The sequence below is a fragment of the Planctobacterium sp. AWM4_229 genome, assembly GCF_056160305.1.
On sequence record NZ_JBSWWX010000001.1, the window covers coordinates 201543 to 222416 of the forward strand.

The 20874-nt window shown below is 43.1% G+C and carries 18 protein-coding genes; 5 read left to right on the plus strand and 13 right to left on the minus strand.

Features of this window, described 5'->3' with window-relative positions; all coding sequences use genetic code 11:
• Window positions 1-36: 36 nt before the first annotated feature.
• Window positions 37-1473: a DMT family transporter gene (locus tag ACXAGP_RS00895; RefSeq protein ID WP_475258966.1), complete on the plus strand. Its 1437-nt coding sequence runs from the start codon at window positions 37-39 to the stop codon at window positions 1471-1473.
• Here ACXAGP_RS00895 and ACXAGP_RS00900 read toward each other — a convergent pair.
• The 10 genes from ACXAGP_RS00900 to ACXAGP_RS00945 form a co-directional block, all read right to left on the minus strand.
• Window positions 1441-2319: a phytanoyl-CoA dioxygenase family protein gene (locus ACXAGP_RS00900; RefSeq protein ID WP_475258967.1), complete on the minus strand. Its 879-nt coding sequence runs from the start codon at window positions 2317-2319 to the stop codon at window positions 1441-1443. The two genes, ACXAGP_RS00895 and ACXAGP_RS00900, sit on opposite strands and share 33 nt — an antisense overlap.
• Window positions 2319-2690: an ectoine synthase gene (locus ACXAGP_RS00905; RefSeq protein ID WP_475258968.1), complete on the minus strand. Its 372-nt coding sequence runs from the start codon at window positions 2688-2690 to the stop codon at window positions 2319-2321. The genes ACXAGP_RS00900 and ACXAGP_RS00905 overlap by 1 nt, the downstream gene beginning before the upstream one ends.
• 18 nt (window positions 2691-2708) lie before the next feature.
• Window positions 2709-3662, minus strand: a complete 954-nt coding sequence (locus tag ACXAGP_RS00910) for a tyrosine-type recombinase/integrase (RefSeq protein WP_475258969.1) — start codon at window positions 3660-3662, stop codon at window positions 2709-2711.
• Window positions 3663-3834: 172 nt separating this feature from the next.
• A complete protein-coding gene (locus ACXAGP_RS00915) occupies window positions 3835-4905 on the minus strand; it encodes an efflux RND transporter periplasmic adaptor subunit (protein ID WP_475258970.1) in 1071 nt (356 codons plus the stop codon).
• 19 nt (window positions 4906-4924) lie between these two features.
• On the minus strand, window positions 4925-8047 hold the full coding sequence (locus ACXAGP_RS00920; RefSeq protein ID WP_475258971.1) for an efflux RND transporter permease subunit: 3123 nt from the start codon (window positions 8045-8047) through the stop codon (window positions 4925-4927).
• Between the two features lie 191 nt (window positions 8048-8238).
• The gene (locus ACXAGP_RS00925; RefSeq protein ID WP_475258972.1) at window positions 8239-9801 is read right to left on the minus strand and encodes a sodium:solute symporter family transporter; all 1563 of its coding nucleotides are present in this window, start codon (window positions 9799-9801) and stop codon (window positions 8239-8241) included.
• Between the two features lie 83 nt (window positions 9802-9884).
• Window positions 9885-10709: a LytR/AlgR family response regulator transcription factor gene (locus ACXAGP_RS00930; RefSeq protein ID WP_475258973.1), complete on the minus strand. Its 825-nt coding sequence runs from the start codon at window positions 10707-10709 to the stop codon at window positions 9885-9887.
• A complete protein-coding gene (locus tag ACXAGP_RS00935) occupies window positions 10702-11775 on the minus strand; it encodes a sensor histidine kinase (protein ID WP_475259499.1) in 1074 nt (357 codons plus the stop codon). The genes ACXAGP_RS00930 and ACXAGP_RS00935 overlap by 8 nt, the downstream gene beginning before the upstream one ends.
• 114 nt (window positions 11776-11889) lie before the next feature.
• Window positions 11890-12369 (minus strand): Mpo1 family 2-hydroxy fatty acid dioxygenase, encoded by a 480-nt coding sequence (locus tag ACXAGP_RS00940; RefSeq protein WP_475258974.1) that lies wholly within the window; start codon window positions 12367-12369, stop codon window positions 11890-11892.
• 71 nt (window positions 12370-12440) lie between these two features.
• Entirely contained in the window at window positions 12441-13136 is a 696-nt protein-coding gene (locus ACXAGP_RS00945; protein ID WP_475258975.1) for a flagellar brake domain-containing protein, read from the minus strand.
• A gap of 171 nt (window positions 13137-13307) precedes the next feature.
• Between ACXAGP_RS00945 and ACXAGP_RS00950 the strand changes: the two genes are divergently transcribed.
• Window positions 13308-15101 (plus strand): M61 family metallopeptidase, encoded by a 1794-nt coding sequence (locus ACXAGP_RS00950; RefSeq protein WP_475258976.1) that lies wholly within the window; start codon window positions 13308-13310, stop codon window positions 15099-15101.
• Window positions 15102-15169: 68 nt separating this feature from the next.
• Here the strand turns inward: ACXAGP_RS00950 and ACXAGP_RS00955 are convergent, their stop codons facing one another.
• From ACXAGP_RS00955 to yejK, 3 genes are all read right to left on the minus strand, one after another.
• Window positions 15170-15985 (minus strand): M23 family metallopeptidase, encoded by an 816-nt coding sequence (locus ACXAGP_RS00955; RefSeq protein ID WP_475258977.1) that lies wholly within the window; start codon window positions 15983-15985, stop codon window positions 15170-15172.
• Entirely contained in the window at window positions 15978-16853 is an 876-nt protein-coding gene (locus tag ACXAGP_RS00960) for a 6-carboxytetrahydropterin synthase (protein ID WP_475258978.1), read from the minus strand. Before ACXAGP_RS00960 ends, ACXAGP_RS00955 begins: the two co-directional genes overlap by 8 nt.
• Window positions 16854-16932: 79 nt before the next feature.
• Window positions 16933-17943, minus strand: a complete 1011-nt coding sequence (gene yejK / locus ACXAGP_RS00965; RefSeq protein ID WP_475258979.1) for a nucleoid-associated protein YejK — start codon at window positions 17941-17943, stop codon at window positions 16933-16935.
• A 126-nt stretch (window positions 17944-18069) separates the two neighbouring features.
• Here yejK and ACXAGP_RS00970 point away from each other — a divergent pair, with 126 nt between their 5' ends.
• The 3 genes from ACXAGP_RS00970 (at window position 18070) to ACXAGP_RS00980 (ending at window position 20873) form a co-directional block, all read left to right on the plus strand.
• A complete protein-coding gene (locus ACXAGP_RS00970; RefSeq protein ID WP_475258980.1) occupies window positions 18070-18285 on the plus strand; it encodes a YejL family protein in 216 nt (71 codons plus the stop codon).
• Window positions 18286-18317: 32 nt separating this feature from the next.
• Window positions 18318-19862: a DUF3413 domain-containing protein gene (locus ACXAGP_RS00975; protein WP_475258981.1), complete on the plus strand. Its 1545-nt coding sequence runs from the start codon at window positions 18318-18320 to the stop codon at window positions 19860-19862.
• Between the two features lie 159 nt (window positions 19863-20021).
• Window positions 20022-20873: an ABC transporter substrate binding protein gene (locus ACXAGP_RS00980; protein ID WP_475258982.1), complete on the plus strand. Its 852-nt coding sequence runs from the start codon at window positions 20022-20024 to the stop codon at window positions 20871-20873.
• The last annotated feature ends 1 nt before the right edge of the window (window position 20874 follow it).

Sequence of the window (20874 nt, forward strand, 5' to 3'; positions counted from 1 at the left end):
CTAGATTCACTTTGATAAAAATGATAATTGGGAATTATGTCTATTGGCGAAAGGATAGCTCTGCAAATCAGAGAATTAGAGTCTCATGTAGAGCAATTAAATAGCAATATTGAGGATGCCAATAGTCTTGCGTCAAAGTTTCCTGATCAAAGTTTAGTTAAGGCAAGGAAGACCGTTGAGGACATAGCACATCGAATTTGTGAAGAGTTGATAGAAGATTATTCTGAAAAATGGCCATTTGATAGGAAAATTTCTGAACTAGCAAAACGATCTTTGATTCCAAAGCTCATAGAAGCAAACATGAGAAATGTTCAGAAGTTCGGGAATATTGGAGCCCATGAGGGAAATCGTGAAGAATTCGCTTCTCACCTGATATCACCCAGCTTAGAGAGCTTAAGCTTTGTTGCAAATTGGTATAAAGAAGACTTTCTGAAACTCGGAATGTATAAAGAGGAGGTTGTTGATTCTTTCACCACAAAGCAGCTTAGGTCAGGAATGTTACTTGCCCTTACTGGAGCTCTTTTTTGGGCTATTGGCTCAGTCATTACTCGATACGGAAATGAAATTGATACAAACGTAGTATTAGGCATCGCTACACTTAAATACGCTATTGGAGGAATCTCCGTACTATTCGCTGCATTTATAATCTCTACGATAAATGATGAAAAAATCTCTTTAAAAGGTTTGTTTTCCAGTATTGAACCAGCTTGGTTCCTTCTGGCATCTGCCTGCAAATCTATCAATACTTACTGTTTTGTCGCAGCAGTGAGTATGATTAGCGCAAAATTAGCTGTCGCACTAGAAAATCTGCATCTTGTTTGGATTGGACTTATATTTTTCTTCATGGGAAATAAGAAGGTTGGTGCATACTTTTATCTAGGTTCGCTACTGGTGGTTATTTCATGCATACTATTGTTCCCGGCAGAAGAACCTAGCCTGAATCTGTATCACAATAGAGGAATTGTTCTCGCCGTTTTATCTGGAGTAGCATTTAGTGGATTTGTACTATCATGGCCCCGTAGCTATCAGTTTGACTCCGATGCTTCCTCAACCGTAGTAATGGGTGCTTTGATGCTACTAGGGACTTTACTGCTCTTCCCAATACACTTTTTCTTAGGTTCATTTATATTGCAGGATTCAATGAGTTTCACCCTTTCTGGGACCAATATTTTTTACCAGATTATAAATGGGATTGTCGGTATAGGTTTTACTTACCTACTAATTAGCCAAGCAACAAAGATACTAGCTGATAAGAGTTACTATTCGTCCATGATATTGAGCCTTTGTCTAGCCTCCGCTGTACCATTTACTCTTCTTTTAGAGTTGGCAAGTTTTGGGGACACTATTTCTATAAACAACTTGATTGGTATTGTCGTATTTGTTCTCGGATTCGTTGTAGTAAAAATGGAACTCATCTTCCCAAGAAGCCAAAGAAAGTATTCAAATTTTCCTAAGCTTAACTCTGGCGGCTAAAAAACTAGGTCTGGGTGGATTATTTGAAAATGGTTTTTTAAGTGTGTTATCGAGGGAATTAATACATATAAACAAGTTTTCTCTTGATGATACAGATAAGTTTAAGTTAGACGCATGGGCGAGATTGCAGTCAAAAAGAACAATATCCCCTTCACATAATTCCAGAAGCTCCATTCCCCCCTTTTGTACCAAAAATTTCAACTCTTGCTCCGGAATTATTCCAACACTCTGGTTCACGAGTGAACTCTTGTAGTTGTTCTTAGGCGTTTCCCCTGGACAGGATACAAAATACTTATGTGAGCCAGGTATTACCAAAAGACTCCCATTTAACTTTGTGTTTTCAGTAGTAGCTATCATTACTGATAATGCTCTCATTAATGGCATACCATCTTCAGAGTGCCATGTTTCAAAATCCGAATGCCATCCAAACTCTCGACCTCTGAAAGGTGGTTTTAGATTTAGCCTGGTTTGATGGAGATAAATATTTTCCCCCAAGATGCTTTTAACTAATGATAGGGCTCCAGCCATTGATAAATATTCAATAATACAGTTATCAAATAATCCAAATATCGACTTGAGTTCATTATTATTCTCTTCGTACACAAAGTGCAGATTTGCGCGATCTTCCAAGGAATAACTCTTAAGTTTGCATAACTGAATATAATTCTGCACTGACTCTTTTAGCTCCTTCCAATCTTCTTGATACTTGATATGAAGATAACCAAGTTCATCAAAATCCTTAATTAATCCCTTGCTGTTTGAGGTACTATGGATAACGGGTTCAATTCTATCTTGAACACCTGATGTTAGGGAGTTTCTTGTTGGGTATTTGTCTAAACATGACATTAGTATGAGCCGCTCTCGTCATGGTTCTCAGTTCCCTTCAATGGTGGATTAAAAATACTCACTAACTTTAATTTGGAGAGTGTTTTAAGTACATGTGCCTCACCTTTTTGAAGAGCATAAAGAGTGCCGGGCTTTATCAAATATACATCCGTACCGTTGGATATCTCACCTGAACCTTCTATGCAAAGGCAGGCTTCAAGATGATTTTTATAGCAAAGACTCGTTTCTGTGTTGGCATCTATTTCTGTGATGTTCACAGAAAAACCAAAGTTGTGCTCAGATCTTAACAGCCGAAAACTATTACAAACACCATAACAACACTCAACATGAAAAGGTGTTTCTTTTAGTTCTTCCTTTTTAATAATGATCATAATTCCCAATTATCAAACCTAAATTCCCCCTATTACATTGGCTGAAATGATCTGTTCTTTGAGCACTTTGTCATTCACATGAGTGTATAGCTGTGTCGTTGAGATACTGTGATGACCGAGAAGTCGTTGTACAAAGCGGATATCGGTGCCTGCTTCCAGCAGTTCACAGGCTGCTGAGTGGCGGTACATGTGGGGTGTGATGTTGCGCTCAATATTGGCTTGCTTCGCTAACTGTTTTACCAGTTTGCGCACATATTGTGTTGAAGCGGGTTTGCCTCGGCTATTAATCAATAGAAACTCATGTTCAGGATTCTTAGTATCACGGTGTTGCAAATAGACCTTGAGTAGCTGAATAGCCGCTCTATCGGGAATGAAAACAAAGCGTTCTCGTTGTCCTTTGCCCAAAATCCGTACTCGCCCTTCTGCAAGGTGCAATTGATGGAGATAGATGCTGGTTAACTCCCCTACCCGGATCCCCGTTGAAATGAGGACTTCAAGTACCACAAGTACGTTTAATTTACTCCATTCAGTGCTATTGATAATTCTTGCTTTAGCCAGCTCTGAATAATCCTTACGCTTGGTCAGATTAAACTGTTTTCGAGCCACTTTGAGCATCCGGGAAAGCTCTGAGCGAGGGATATTTTTTGGTAGTTGATATGGGGTTTTGAGCTTAACCGCTAATTTATTGAAGGGGTTTATATCGATGACTTCACTGATCTCCAACCATCTAAAAAAAGCCCTTAACGAGGCTAAGCGTCGCTTTATTGAAGTTTGTTTGTGCTCTAATTGCGACAAAACAACAATGAATTCTTCCAAATGGTTCTTGTTTATTTCAGTAACGTCATCAGTTTCCTTTAACGTGTCTACAAAGATGGCGAGATCCTTTTCGTAGGCTCTAAGGGTATGATGGGATAATTTGCGGGAAACACGACACATTTCGAGGTAGTTATTCATCGCATTAGTGAACTTCATTAAACACCAACTAATCTATATTTATCAAAGAGTTAGTACTTATCGACAGGAGAGTTATTTTTCTCCATGTGTTTTTTATCACATAGCAGCTTTTATTTAAGGAGGGCATAAAAATGCCGCTCTATTGAGCGGCCAAAAGATGTTCTGAAGGGAACAAGAACAAGACTATAATTTAGTTTCTGGCTATCTCGGTGGTTTCCTGATAACGCACCGTTTGACCTGCGCGCAAGCGCTCAGCTCCACGCACAACCACATTGTCTTCACTGCGCACATCACCAATAACTTCAACCCTTTCACCCATGCCAATACCGGTTCTCACGGGTACCTGATGGGCTTTATTTTCATCATCGATGATGAACACGAATGTACCCGATTGACGCAACACCAAGGCATCGCGCATTACAGTCGTCGCCTCGTGGGAATCACTATGAGGCAGTGCAACTCGCACGGCACTGCCGATTGGGAAGTCACCGGGCTCTAGTGCGACACGGATTTCCATCATACGAGAATTGCTGTTACCCACAGGGACGATGGTGCGAACTGATTCAGTTTTTTCGCTATAACGATCTTTAACAATCACTTCCTGGCCACGAGCGATAAATGGTGAAGCTGATAGCGGAGCACGAATACTGGCCTCTACATTTTCAGTATCCACCACTCGCAACAAATCAGAACCCGTAGAAGTATATTCACCAGGCGTTTGAATACGTTCAACAACCATGGCATCAAATGGCGCTTTAACTTGGGTTTGAGCCAAACGATACTCGGTTTGACGCTTGTTTAACTTCGCTTGCTGCACTTCCTGACGAGCAATCTCAAGCTCTGAAATAATCTCATCCAATTCGTCTCTGGAGCTGTTGTTCAGCTTAGCCATTTTACTAACCCGCCCCTGTTTGCGTTCTAGAAGATCAACACGCGACTCCCACTTGGCAATGTCTGCAGCATTCTGATCCAATTGTAACTGTAAAAGTTCATCATCTAGTTTTGCCAGCACTTGACCTTTTTTCACCAGATCACCCACATCGGCCATCCATTCAATGCGTCCGCCGACTTCTGAAGCGATATTCGAATCAGTTCGACTCATTACCGTGCCTGGAACCCAAATGCGTTCAGATACCATTTCAGTGATCACATCATCCACTTCTACTAATGCCGGCGGAGGACCTTTGGGCTCCTCTTGGGCGACAGCAAGCGTGGATAAACTTAGTAATGCGGGTAGAGCGAAACGAGCAAAAGTTTTCATGTTACTTGTCCTGTCGATTTTATAATTTGTCATTAAGTTTTTGATTTTTTGCAGTGTGTAACACACCACCACCGATGCCCTGAGTTTTTTGCGCAGGTTTCCATGCAGCCAACTGCAATAGCGTCGGTAAAAGAATTAAGGTAAAGATGGTGCTGACGGTCATGCCGCCAACGATAACGGCAGCCATGCCTCTGTAGATAACACTTCCTGCTCCCGGGATCAGCAGTAGCGGCAACATACCAAAAATGGATGTCAGCGTACTCATGAAGATAGGACGTAAACGCAATGACAGCGCTTGTTCCACCGCATCACGGCGCGATAGTCCTTCTTCTTTTTCTGCCAGGCGGGTTTGATGTACAAGCAAAATTGCATTGTTTACTACCAGGCCAAGCGTAATGATAAAACCAATCATAGTGAGCAAATCTAAAGGCTGGAAGGTAACCAGATTTAATAACTGCATCGCGATGACTCCACCCACGGTTGCCAGCGGAATACTCATAACTACCATCAAACTGTCTTTGGGTGATTTAAACAAACCAGCCATTAAGATAAACAGTAATGCCATGGCAAACAGGAAGTTCTGGCTCATGGTGGAAATCACGTTTTTCAAACTAGATGCCGAACCACCGTAGGTGATAGCGCCATCAGTGGGCATCGCTGCCAGTAGTTGCGGCTCAACCTTCTCCTTAACGATATTCATGGCTTCTTCAAGTGACATATTCTCAGGTGGGTTGAGTGACAATGTCAGAGTACGACGACGATCAACTCGTTGAATTTGGCTCGGGCCTACGGTGCGATTTACTTCAGCTAAATCACCGAACTGTACCATTTCACCAGAGGGGGTCATGATTGGGATTACTGACAGTTCTTCAGGCGTTTGCCACTTCTCTGAGCGGAAGATGATATTCATACGCTTGATACCGTCAAAATACTCACCTACGTATAAGCCATCGCCCATAGTGCGCACAATGTTAGCCAGACGCGGTCTGTCATAACCCACTTCCATCATGCGCGAGTCATTAGGTATTACACTGATTTGCGGCTCAGTTTGTTCAAGCGCAGGTCGAGGCTGCACGTTTGCCCCGGGGAACGCCTCTTGTAATAAATCCATGCCTAATACAGCAGCCGCCGCCATACCATCGGTGTCGGTAGATTGCAGGCGAATATCGATACTACGACCATTGCCAAATCCACCGAAGAGATTACCTTGCATAGCAAATGCACGAGTGTCTGGTAAGTCCTTTAATATTTCGTTGCGCATCAAGGTTTCCAGCTCTTTAACCTTGCTTTGATCCTTCGCTCTGGCGCCAATGGTACCGCCATTAGGCCAGGTGATGATGTAGTAATTCTTAAGCGCGGGTTCTTTCTCTCCGTCCATATAGGGCTGCAAACGTGTTACCACTAAATCGATAACTTCTTTTTCAACAAACTCGCTGCTGGCACCTTGTGGGAAGTTAAAAAAGGCATCAATAGCATCTCGTTTCACCGGTGGTAGATAATCCAGTTTTGGCAGCAACATGACTGTTGCAACAAGTGGCCCTACCATTAACAGCGTAACTATGCCAATGCGTTTTTTGTTATTAGAAGTGGCATTCATTACTACCTTAGTAATCTTATCCCACGTTGGTCTTAATCTATCAGCGGGCATCTCCTTATTGAGCCAACGGCTGGCGGCGACAGGTAAAATGGAAACTGCGACTATAAATGAAATAATGACGGCTATTGCAATGGTTAAAGCTAAATCAGCAAACAACTGCCCCGCAACGTCTTTTAAGAAGATCACCGGGATAAAAATGGCCACTGTGGTTGCTGTTGAGGCCATCAATGCACCGAAAACTTCTTTAGTGGCTTTCTCAGCGGCTTGCTCACTGGTCAGGTCTTTTCCTTTGTGCCGCACAATGTTTTCCAACACTACGATGGCGGCATCCAATACCATACCCACCGCAAAGGCTAAGCCAGCAAGAGAAATCACGTTAAGCGAACGCCCGGTAATTTGCAGTACAACAAAGGTACTCAAAAGACAAATTGGAATGGACAAAGCAACGATTAATGTCGCTCTGCGCTGACGCATAAACCACCACAAAATAGCGACAGCCAGGAATACCCCCATCACCAGGTTGCTGCTTACCAGATTAATGGCACGATAAATAAATACAGAGGCATCAAAGGACTGCACCATAGTCAGCTGCTGGGGATTAAGCATTGTGGTATTAATTTCAGTAATCTTCTCTTTTACTTCTAACAACGTTGCCAGCACATTGGCGTTGTTTTCCCGATCAATACGAATGGAGATAGCCGGGTTGCCATTTTGCACGCTCACGTAATTCTCATCTCCACCTTGAATACGAATATCAGCAATGTCACTCAGTTTTATTGGGCTACCATTGCGCCACTCAAGAATTAAGTCGCCCATTTCTTGTGGTTGATACTTACCTTCAAAACGCAAGGTGTACTTGCGGCGGCCAACGTCCACAAAACCACCAGAAACGTCATTTGCAGAACCCAGCAAGCGGGAAATATTAGTGATATCAATACCCAGCTCCGCTGCGCGATAGGGGTCAAAAACAATTTGGAATTCTTCAGCGCTGCCTCGGCCAGATTGCATTTGCGCTCTGGATACGCCAGGAATGGCTTCGATTTGGGGGCGAATGCTCTCATCAAAATAATTAATAAATTCTTTGATGTCTTTTTGATTACCTGGTAATTTTTGCAGGAAAAAATAGGTTAAGGCTGGCTGGCCACCACCCCCGCCGCCCAACATGATGTTGGGTGACAAAGCATCTCTTGGTAATGGTGGGATTCGGTTCATGCGGCTAATTACTTCAATTAGCGTTTTCTGCATGTCTGTTTCTAAACCAAACTCCAGATTAATCCAGGCATTACCCTGATTAGCAAAAGTCGACATGCTGCGCATGCCTGGTAAACCCTGCAATACTTCTTCTTGAGGCTCTAATATTTCGGACTCAATTTCCTGCGGAGCGGCTGCTCGCCAGGAAGTTTGAATGCTTATTCTTGGACGCTCAATGTCCGGGAACAGCTGCACAGGCAATTCTGAAAGGCTAAATAAACCCAGAAAAGTAATAATGCCAACGACAATGGCAACGCCGGAGGCGTTTTTTAGTGCGGCTTTAGTGATATCCATAAGTGACCCAAAAGTTTTTATTAACTGCTGCCACTATAGGTCGAACAAATAAAGAAAAAAGTTTAAATCCACTAGCCGCCGATTTATCGCGATAAACTGCAAATCGCCTGAAAGATGTTACAAATCATGTTTTTGCGACACATTTGACACAACTGCACAACCAATGTGAAAAACTAACTGAATTGAATGACTTAGATGCTCAACAAAAACGTCTTGAGATACAAACTGAGCAAAAAGATAACCAGGGTCCAGGCCAGCAAAAGCACGATATGTTTTCCGGGTATTGCAGCTGTAACGATTTTTGGGATACCAGAAAACACTTTTGACCCGCTAAGTAACAAAGCAACGCATACCGTCACCGATAACCCCGCTACATTCCACCAGAACCAGAACAATTGTGGAACCGCCAACCAGAAAAACAAATTCAGCCCTACACCAAACAAAACGGCAATATTGGCATGAATTGCCTTCGGGGGGTTTGGTGTTAGTGCCAGAAGGAACAAAGCCAGTATCGAGCCGTAAAACATAGAGCCAACTTTATTGATGGCTTCGATGACAGTTGGCGCAATATTCCCTGCCTGGAAACTTAGTAGTAACGTCACCCCACCCCAAAAAACGCCGGCCAAACGGCCTGCATTGAGCTTTTTTGCTTCGCTCATTGGCTGCCGAAAACAGCGCATATAATCATGCACTGAAACCACTGATAAACTATTCACTGCAGAACTCAGTGATGACATCGCGGCGGCCAGCATTGCCACTAGCAAAAGCCCCACTAACCCCACCGGAAGATATTGCATAATAAAAACAGGCACTAACCAATCTGGCTTATCCACAGGAATAAGTGCCCTGAATTCTGGCTGTTTCATCGCAAGTGCCCCTATGGTTAACCCCGCCAGGCAATAAATAAGTGTCACCGGGAATCGCACCAGGGCGGCAGCAATGATCATCTTGCGTAGTTCGGGAACACTCCTGGCAGCCAGTGAGCGCTGCGCCTCCGATTGGTCACAACCATAGTAAGCGGCATAGAGTACAAACCCGCCCATCAACATAGGTAACAAACCAAAACCATTATCATCGTAACCAAGGTTTTCAAAGCGCAAAACTTGCAAACGCGCGGGATCAGTATAGGCGACAACCTCAGCCAACCCTCCGATGTGATACAAGGCAAATCCCAGGCAAATAATTGCGCCTGCAACGATCAGAATCATTTGCACCGCATCACCATAAACTACCGCTTTCATTCCACCTGCGAGGGAATAAATAAGTGTTACAACGCCAATGAACAAAATGCTTTGCCAGATAGCCAGCCCCATCGTACCCTGCAGAATAATGGAGATGGCATATATCATTATGCCGGTAGCGAATGCTCGACTTATTTGAAACACCACACTGATCAAAACTCGGGTGCTAACAGCAAAACGCTGCTCCAGGAAATCGTACACACTTAGCACACCGCTTTGATGTAACGCAGGTAATAACTTCCACAGTAAAAACAACATGGCCAGTGGCAGTGCCAACTCATAACTCAACCACACAAGCCCTCCACCTTCTCGCAAGCCCACAAATGCTGGTGCAGACACAAAACTAATCGCTGATAATTGCGTTGCCATAATGGATAGACTTAACGGCTGCCACGCTAGTCTTCGCCCAGCTAAGAAGTAATCTTTTTCGGAGTGGTTAGCGCGAAAGCGAAATCCCATGTAAAGCAAGGCAGCTAAATAAAAGCACAGGATGAGATAATCAGGAAGAAGCATAGGACGGGATAAAATTTAAACATTTTATCCCAGTATGCCTGTTCAAAGTGGAAAGTAAACTATGCAGAAACGCAAAACACCTGTTATGCGTTGATCATTTCTTTAACGCGGTCTCTGTGGCTGCGACTGACTTTCAGCTCGGTGCCATTGTGCAATACCAGATGATATTCACCGCTAATGTGGCTGATTAGCTTATTCACATAGTTAATATTAACGATAGCACTGCGATGCACTCGTACAAAACGACGCGGATCTAACTCATCGATGAGTTCTTTCATAGTACGGCGCATAATGTGAGTACCGTCCTGTGCATGAACGCACATGTAATCACCAGCCGCATCTATCCATTGAATAGCGTCAATGGACACGCGCGTTACTTCTGAACCATCTTTAATTGCAAGCACGGTGGGATAAGGATTAGCTGAAATCGGCTCACCTTCGGCCAATTTACGTAAAATATCCTCGCAATCATCACCGGTAAAATCCGCTATCAGGCTGGCCAGTTTTTGCTTGTGCACCCCTTCTTGCGCCTGCACCAGTGTTTCTTCCACTTTTTGTAACGCTTCTTTCAAGCGTTTGTCGTCTACGGGTTTCAACACGTAGTCTAATGCGTGAATATCAAACGCTTTGATGGCATAACTATCAAATGCAGTGACAAAGATAATGAGCGGCAGTGGCTCACCCGATTCACGAAGCTTGTTAATCACCTGGAAACCATTCAGGCCGGGCATTTGAATGTCGAGGAATACCAAATCAGGCTTAAGCTTTGGAATTTCTTCCACCGCCACGTTGCCGCTAGAGCACTGCCCTATCACATCCACTGTATCAAACGCACTTAAGCGCACTGCTAATCCTTTTCTTGCTAAAGGTTCATCATCAACGATGACGGCTTTAATTTTTCTATCCATTGTCAACCAATTCGTAAGGTATTCTAATACTAACTTTAACGCCTGTAGGGTCATTGTGCGACACTACAAACGAATAATCCTGACCATAAAGCGAATGCAAGCGCTCTTGAATGTTGGTCAATCCCACACCGTTGGTGCGATGCAACTGGCCATTCACAATATCAGCTCCTGGCCCATTGTCAGCCACTTCCAATAGCAAATCGCGACCAAATAAACGGGCAGCGATACAAATAACGCCTCCTTGTTCCATTTTAGAAATGGCATACTTGATAGCGTTTTCCACCAAGGGCTGCAATATCAAACTAGGCACTAACGCTTTGCTGGTGCCATCATCAACCTTCCACTGAACGTCGAGTCGTTCGTCAAAACGTACTTTTTCGATATCAAGATACAAACCAAGCGCCTGAATCTCTTGTTCCAACGGTACTTTTTTAATGGGATCTTTATCTAGAGAATAGCGCAAAAAGTCACTTAAGCGACTGACCATTTGTTCAGCTGTTTGGTTTTCTTTTACTAAGATCAGTGTAGAAATAGCATTCAGTGTATTGAACAAAAAGTGCGGATTAAGCTGATAGCGCAACATTTTAATGTGTGCCTGATGCGCCATCGCACTGGATTTTAGCGCGTTTTGTTTTTCTTTTTGCAGCAATTGGTAGTTCTTAATACCGAAGTACAATCCCGTCCAACACATTAAAATAAAGAAAGAGTTTACCGCGCCATTAAAATAGTAATACCACTCATCAGGTCGCCAACCGTGTTTGTAAATTTCCCAAACGTGAAAATTCTTCAGCACTTGCCATATCAGGGAGATTAAAAAGCAGGAAAGCAAAACCGAGAATAGCACCAACAAAGGCTGGAAAGTTGCCACTTTTCTGTATATGTAGCGCAATGGAATACTTATCAAACAGCCTGCAATCGCATTAAGCACAATGACAAATATCCACACGGCACGCATGTCATGCAAAAAAGAACCAACATAATAGATCAGCGCGAATCCGGCCCAGCCCCCAATGTGCAAAGTCCAGAATAGACGCTCTCTATCTTCGAATAGTTTTTGCCAGTTAATCAAAAGACCGTTCCGTTCATTAAGATGGACAAATTATACGTTATCTGACAAGCAATGGCTTGCCACTAGTCTTACGACAAACGCAATTGGTCGCAATTTTGACAAAACAACAGCTTAATATTCGATGCCTAAACGCTTGAGCCAATGGCCCCACCACCAGGCGGGTCCAATCAATAGAAACTGTAGGTCTTTGAAAAATGAGGGCTTCTTACCTTCAATATGATGCCCCACAAATTGTAAAATCCACATGACCACAAACAATGCTAAGCTCAGCTGCCAGATATTAACTCCCTGAAGGTATAGCGCTTCGATACTCATAAAAACAGCGATGGTGAGTAGTGTCATGGCTGCACCAATAGGACCGGATAGGCGAAAGTAGTAATACAATACCGGTATTGCCAGCACATGGGCAAAAGTGATGTCCATCAGTGCTAAAAATTCAGGTACTGGAATAGACCAAATCAAGGCAATAGTAACCCAATATATAGAGGGCACAGCTATAGCGTGAATGAAAATATTGGTTTTGTTTTGGTGGCTCTCACCATACTCATTAAGTAGCGAGTCAATTTGTCGTGTTTCGATTTGCTGAATCATAGAAATGTTAATTTTTTGTTATTATTCTGAGCCAGAATAAATTATGAACAGCCTGGTAGCAATAAAGAATTTCAGGGGCTAACCATTAATCTGTCTAATAACGCTTCCGTGTAGTGATTCTTCTCTTCAAAACGCAGTCCGTAATAGAAATAAAGCTCATCCATTCTGATATTCATTATTTCTGATTTAAAACGGAAGTCATCTTGCTTTCCAGGCGCACTCACTTGCAACATAATGTGTTTATCTTCAATTTTTTCCCGCCCTTTTCTGGTTACCCCAACCCGGCATCCACTAGCGGAAATATCCAGGATCATACCCTCTGCGAGTTTATTTTTATGTTCAGTAGAAATATTGCCTTGCAATGCATTTAACTCACATGGTACCCGAATTTGAGCGCGTTTTTCAGCTCTCAAACCTTGTATCTGCACAGCCTCGGGGTAAGTTACCCAAACGGCGTGTATGGGTGCCATTGTGATTGCCCTGACTTTACTCTTAAAGGCAATAATCTCCCCGGTTTCTTCCAATACCATACGCACGATTATGTTGCTATCCACATACAAGCCGTCACGCAACGGTCCGAACTTTTTTTCATCCGGGAATTTGAAGATCAAAATTTTACGTCCATCAGCACCAATAAATTCTGAACGAACTCGCTTTACTGTTGTGGGGAAACTCAGTTGAAAATCGACAGTTAAACCGGGTTTGATGGAGCGCAGCTTGTTTACATCTGCGCTGGATAGTTTTTGTCGGGAGGCCAGTATTGCCATAGTTTTGCTAATACTCAGTTGAAAATCACAAGGTTTTTACTTCACAATTGCAACTATGCGTTATTACTGTGTTTGACTCAATATCAAATTGGATCATGAGTTCAGAACTCGGTATATTTTGCACAACAATCAAAAGCTCAATCTCGTCATTCACTAGTAATTCGGAGCACCATGCACCCTGCTAACAAACCCCTTCAGTATAAAATCGCTATATCTTCCATTTCTCAGCATGTCTTTGATGTTGAGCTTGAAATAGACAACCAGCAATACAGCACACTCAATCTGTCCTTACCGACCTGGATCCCCGGCAGTTATATGGTGAGGGACTTTGCCAAGAACATTGTGCAAATCTCAGCGCTAGATACAGACGGAAAACCCTTAGCAATTAAGCAGAAAGATAAACAAAGTTGGCAAATAAGCACCGATGGCGGCAAAACCTTAGTGGCTTACAAAGTTTACGCTTTCGACCTTTCCATACGCGCAGCATTTCTCGACAGTGAGTTCGGTTTTGCTAATGGCACCAGTGTCTTTTTGCAGGTTGATGAGCTTAAAGACCAACCAGCAGACATTTATATCCAAGAGAAAGGCAGCCAGGATTCCTGGCATATTTATACGGCTATGCCTTCCAGGCAAATTGACGAGCGTGGTTTTGGCTTGTACGAAACCAGTTGCTATGCCGATTTAATAGAGCATCCATTGTTATATGCACAAGCAGATACAATCTCATTTAAGGTAGAAGGCATTGAGTTTGAGATGGTTTTAGCCGGGGGGCACAATGCAGATCTGGACAGAATTAAGACTGACCTGGAAAAGATTTGCCAGCACCACCTCAATTTATTTGGCAATGATTTAGGTATACAAAAATACGTTTTTCAAACCCTACTCTCCGAATCTGATTTTGGCGGCCTGGAGCATACTCACTCTACGGCGCTTTTATTCAGTCGTAATGACCTGCCCGTTGTAGCACAAAGAGATGTCATGACCGATGGCTATCGCTCCTTTTTGGGTTTGTGTAGTCATGAGTTGTTTCACACCTGGCATGTCAAACGCATCAAACCAAAGACCTATTTAAGTCCCGATTTATCCAAAGAGTGTTATTCCGAGCAGCTTTGGATCTACGAGGGCTTCACCTCCTATTACGATGATTTTAGCTTGTTGCGCTCAGGCATTATCAGCAAAGAAAGTTACCTGGAGCTATTAGGACAAACCCTCACCCGGCTTTATCGAACTGAGGGACGCAAGGTACAGACGGTAACCCAATCCAGTTTTGAAGCCTGGACTAAGTTCTATAAGCAAGATGAAAATGCCATCAATGGCATTGTTTCTTATTATATTAAAGGCGCGGTAATTGCCCTTTGCCTGGACTTATTGATTAAACAATCCAGTAAACACATTTACAGCCTGGATTCGGTAATGAGATTTCTATGGAAGCACTATGGCAAGGAGTTATCTGGTACGAACGACAACGTAATACAGCAAGTACTGTCTGATGGTCTAGGGCTGGATTTATCAGCATTTTTAAACACCGCCTTGTACACAACGGATGAACTGCCCTGGCAAACATTGCTCAATGAGTTTGGTGTCAACACTCATTTCAGAGCTCGCACTAGCATAAAGGATATCGGCGGAAAAACGTCTCAAAGCTCAGATAACTGTATCGATTTGGGTTTAGCTTATGCCGCAGAGCCTGCAGGCATATTAGTCCAGCAAGTCACTAATAACAGAGCGGCAGAAAAGGCCGGATTGCAAAAAGGCGACCGATTGGTGGCGCTTAATGGCTGGGAATTAAAAGGCAAAAACCTGGAAACAGAACTGGCCAAATTTGAACTCGGTCAACAGGTAGCAATAACACTATTTCGCAGAGGCAAGCTGAAACAAGTGGACTTTATCATTCAGCCAGCTGAGAAGGATACGATTTACTTAACCATTGAAAATGAAGAACTCGCGAAGCACTGGCTGGGATAAAAGCGCTGTAAAAAGTGACTTTTAGGAGAGAATTTTGATGGGGCTGGCCCCATCAAAAATAGCTTTTGTTATTCAGCAGAATCCGCTTGAGCGGGGACAAGCAGTTGCGGATCAACACGTTTTTCAAACCAGTTCATGCGCCAATCTAAATGTGGACCAGTGGCTCGCCCGGTTGCACCTATTTCAGCGATCAGGTCTCCTTGCTTTACCCTCTGCCCCACTTCAACGTGCCCTTTACTCAAGTGTAAAAAGGTAGAAGATACGCCGTAGCCATGATCAATGATCAGAGTCCCGCCTGAATAGTACATATCCGGCACATAAAGTGTCACAAGCCCATCGGCTGGCGCATAAACCGGTTGTCCGACAGGTCCTGCCACATCAACGCCATAATGAGGTCTTTTGGGTTCCCCATTTAGTATTCTGCGACTGCCATAAACACCTGAGATAGGGCCGGTTGCTGGCCAGATAAAGTCTTGAGCGAAAGCGTTATCTTTTTCAACACGATCTCTTGCCTGTTTGACCATTTGTGAATCTTTTCTGATCCTGGCTAAGGTGGATTCAGGCGGCGTCACCATTTTCGGTGGTAAACCATCAATGTGCTGCTCTTGATATATGCGCTTGTCCAATATCAACTTTTTACTTGATTCAACGCCATCAGGCGTTTGCCAACGCAATTGCCAATGCAATTTATCGTCACGTGAGAAGCCAATGGCAAATTCCCCCGTCTCGGCAATTTTAATTTCTCTATCATCTAACCAAAGCTGGCTTCCTGGAGTTAACTGGCCTCTTAGCAAGCTGCCCTGAACGGCCTTTCCTTTGAGTTCAAGTGCACTGGCATTAATAACCCAAAACGACAGTAACAATGCTGCTATGGGTTTAAGCATAAGCAATAGCTCCTTTACCCACGCCTTCATAAGCGACGATCTCAACCTTAGAGTCCGGTGTCATGCGCTGTTGTTCATTTGCCAGATATTGCGCCAGACATTCGACGGTAGAATCAGTGTCCACAAGTTCGGCTTCGCTTTTTGGAATAATCAGTTCGAATTCACCTTGGGAGGACTCGTAGGCAAAATAATAATAGTCTCCCTTAGGAGCAATTGGCCGCAAACCTTTAGACAATTTCTCGGGTGTCACACAGTCTTCAGTGGTGCCAATATAGATATCACTCCAGCGATTAGCCCAATAGCGTTGCCACTTTTCATCAAACCTGTTGTCCAGCTTAACTAGAATTTTGGAACGATGACCATGGGCTATGCGCTGACAATTACCATCGTGCTTTTTCAATCCATGAGTGTAGTGATAATAGGCACCATCGATCACTTCGGTACGCAATGACAAGGTAATGTCATCAACGTTTTCAGGTAAATGAGTAGCAATGATTTCTTTGAGATATTGGCTCACCGACTCCATGGTAACTTCTTGCGCATAAATAAATGCGTAGGCTTCAGGTGGACAACTCAACATGATCTGTTTACCAGGGCGTTCAAAATTGACAATTACGTTGTCATTATTGTGCTGATTACCCAATCGAACATAGCTGTGCTCGGCAGGCACTAATAGCTTGTGATCAACGTATTCGTCTATCAGATACTTCAGTTCTTTTTTAACCTTTCCGAAGTCCAACACCATACTTTCTTCGTTTAGTGCACCGTTAAGTACTACATCGACGATCCAACTTTCTCCCACCATGCCTCTTTCAGGACACAGATATGAAAAATCCATTACAGTCAGATCGTTTACAAATAAATGCATTATTAAATATTTACCTTAATTTGGGGCCTGACAGGCTTCTATTACTGCTCATTATACTTGCCAACACGCGCAACGAAAGTTAATCCTTCCACTTATTGAGCTGGTCTTTCAGATTAGGCGGTACACCTTTAATCATCAGGGTATCGGTTTCCGGATTGTAAGCCACCCGGTCCCCGAGCATCTTGCGTTCAAAACTAATACTGAGCCCACCGCCTTGCCCGGTGAACTTACTCAACGTCTTAATACTGCTCTTGTCCCCCTGAAACGCGCTTTCTAAGGCTTCTTCAGCCTGTTGCGTAAAAGCGTGAAAATCCTGGGTTTGGTCCGCCATCGCCAAGGTCTTAGCTACTTCTTCTACCACTATATCTTCGCCAGAATCTATCTGCTCTTTATAGTAGCTGGCTAACTCTTCCCGCTTTTGCTGCTTTTCTTCTGGTGCGAATTGCTCAGTTTCCATGTACTGCTCAACTTTATCCAGCAACAATTTATTCTGTTGCTTGATATCCACCTCTTCTGCGCAGCCCAAAAAAATCATGAAAAAGTCAGAGATTTTTCGTCCGGCTCTACCTTTGATAAAACTGATGTAGCGATTTAGTTCCGGCGTTGATTGATACTGGGATAAATCGATTCGTGCGGCCAATTGCATCTTGGCCAAATCAAGGTGATTGGAAACAGTGAGATTTAGTTGCGGATTAATCTCCACGTGTTCTTTAGTATCCAGAAGTGCCACCATCAGATAGTCGGTGGCCAAATATTGGTATTGCGCAACCACAACAAAACCGGCTTCGGGTGTCCCGGTCTCAACCATCGCGTTAACCAGTCTCTCGCAGAGCTGCACCGAAAACGGTAAAAAGCCATGGTCTCCGGAAATCAACCCAGCGAGCAAACTTTTGAACTCTTGCTGCTCTTCGTCTTCAACAAACCCGCCGATGCCTTTAACCGGTTTGTTGTTATAACTTTGACTAAGTTGTTGTACAAATAGCTCTATATCGGCCCCCACATCAAACAGGTCGTTGCGCGCTTTAATGGCGAGTTTTTCTCCATCGTTGACAAGTTGATGGACGACAAAATGATTTATAATTGCTGACATGAAATTCCTGAGAAATCAAAAAAGTTATTCTAAAACAGAACCGCACTGTAGCTAAAGCATGGTTATTGTTCAGGTTAATGTAAAAATGCGGTACCATTTTACACAAGCAGTAATCTGGATGTAACCATGCCACAACAATCTAAATATTCTAACGAGCAATTTGAGAAACTATTTCAAGACATTATCGTCACATTGGAAAAGCACAACCCCTCTCCCGATTTAGCCATGATGGTGCTTGGCAATAGCCTCACCCATGTACTTACCACTCAAGTTGCTGAAGATATCCGTACTGATATGGCAGAAAAGTTTTGCCAGGTGCTGTTAAGTAGCGTAAAAAAGTAACAGTAAAATAATTATAACGAAACGCTAAGTTCATGATTTTGACAGAAACGCCCAAACGGCAACTGGTGAGTAAACTGGTTACCTGGGGACATTGGTTTACCCTTTGCAACATCATTGTTGCGATCTGTATTGCCGGAATTTATTTGTTCAGTAGTGCATTGCCTGAAACACTTCTGGGTTTGTTTTATTTGCTGGCAAATTGGTTTAGCCACATTGGTTTTTTAACCTTTTTTGGCTTTGTCATCCTCGTGCTACCGCTTTGTTATTTATATCCTAACAGTCGTTTTTTACGAGCATGGGCCTCAGTGGTTGCCGCTTTTGGTTTGGCTTTTTTAGCTTTTGACGCACTACTCTATACCCGCCAGGGAATGCATTTCAGCCCCTATTCAGCAGAATTTATAAGACAGCAAACCGATACAGTGTTAGCGGGTTTAAAAGGCCATCAGATCCTGTTTCTGATCGTTTCGTTTTTTGTTTGGTTGCTATTTCAGCTATTAGTTGCCAACTCTTTATGGCATCGCATTGAGCGACTTCAAAAACTCAGGTTCGGATTGCCAATTAGCGGCGCATTTGTGGCTTTATTTATGTTCAGCCATACAGTCCACGTCTGGGCAGACGCCTATCTATATCAACCAGTAATGAAGCAAGACAATATGTTTCCGCTGTCCTACCCGGCAACAGCGAAAACCTTAATGTCAAAATACGGCTTACTCGATATGGAACAATATCGCGCTAAAAAAAGACTGCAATTTGATAATCAGTTTGAGCACGTTACCTATCCTAAGAATTCGCTTTTTTGTGCTGCGGATAATGATACAAATATAGTTTTGCTGCTGGTTGAACTAAAAGACGAAAGTAATCATATTGCACTGCCAGTTGGAAATCAGACAACACTACTGAAGCAGCATTTTGATCTGTCATCCTCGTCAGTTTCCAGCGTAAAAACCGCGTTATATGGCTTACCAGAAACATTTCATATTAACATTGCTGATACTTCCCCAATCCTACTGCAGGTTCTGACAGGTTCAAACAAAGCGGTATACAGCTACACGGAAAATGAAACCTTAAAACAGTTTTTTGCAGACCATAATGTCACGCAACTCGAAAGTCTGGAGCAACTTCAAGAAAATAAAACTCAACCGGGGTTAAGCATTCTGCATGTTAGCGCTGAACAAGCCGAAAAATGGTTAATTCAAAACGCTGAATTCCAGCCCTACTTTGCTTCGGTGGTTTCCGCTGATAAAAATGTTTTTGCCGCAACCAATCTTCCGATTCACAAAAACATTCAACTCACTTCGCATCAAGATATTGCACCCACCATACTCAATTATGTGGGCTGTCACGTTGCTGATGAACTGCATTCAACAGGACAAAACCTGCTATCATCAACGAGGAGTTGGATTGTTAGTAATCAGCAAAATAAAATCATTATTTTGCACAATAATCTCAGAACCGAAATTGATCCCTCGGGCAATTATCAGCTGTACAGTCTGGAGGGAGAGTTACAAAACAATACTGAACTGAATATTCCCTTATTGGGGCAAGCAATAAAATTGTTGAGCAGTTTTAGCGAATAATGATTAATTTTTCTAACAATCTGTGTAATAAATTTCGTTACAATCTAAGGATAGATTGCTAGTATCAAAGTGATCATGTGAAGGAAGCGCAATACCGTGGTCTTAGGCCGTAAAATATTTTTCTTGCTAACAGTTGTTATTTTGTCCAGCTTTGAGGTCATGGCAAGGGACAAACTGGCCGTGGTCTACCCTGAAGTTCCCTCCCCTTCGAATCTGGTGTTTGAAGAAATCATTGCCGGGATAGAGGCGAGTCATCCAGAAAACCTTCTGATCAAATCCATCCCAAGAAACGAGTCTCCTGACGAATCACTCGCATGGGTGAACGAAAAACAACCAGACATGTTGATTGCTTTGGGAAAACGCGGTTATCGCATTGCAAAATATATATACAAGGATCGCCCTGTGGCTATCGGGGCTCTTCCCATCAGGCCCAATGGTATTTCTGGCATATCGTTATTGGCTGACCCAGGTGTATTATTTGACTCCCTTAAAAATCTGGCGCCGGATATTTCAGTAGTCAATGTTGTTTACAGTCCAAGTAGCCGCTGGCTAATGTCAATTGCTGCTCAAGAAGCGGCGGAAAAAGGCCTTGAATTCAAGCATGTAGAAGTCAAAAATATCAAAGAAGCAATCAGTACTTACGATGCACTACTCAAAGAAATCGACCCGTCGAAAGAAGCAGTTTGGTTACCGGTAGATAAAATAACAGCCCATGAACAGGTGATACTACCTAGCCTGTTAGAAAAGTCATGGGAACAAAACCTGGTGCTTTTTTCCAGTAAACCAGCCCATGCCAAAAGAGGCGCCTTGTTCTCAGTTTTCCCGGACAATCAAGCCTTGGGGCAACAGCTTGTTAAAATGGTGAAAAAGATCTATCAGTCTCACAATGAAGCTGGGGTTGTACCGTTGCAAGATATGAAGTTAGCTGTGAATCTCAGAACAGCGGCTCACTTGGGATTTGATTACAAATCTCAACAAAAAGAACAATTCCATCTGACCTTCCCGCAGTAGA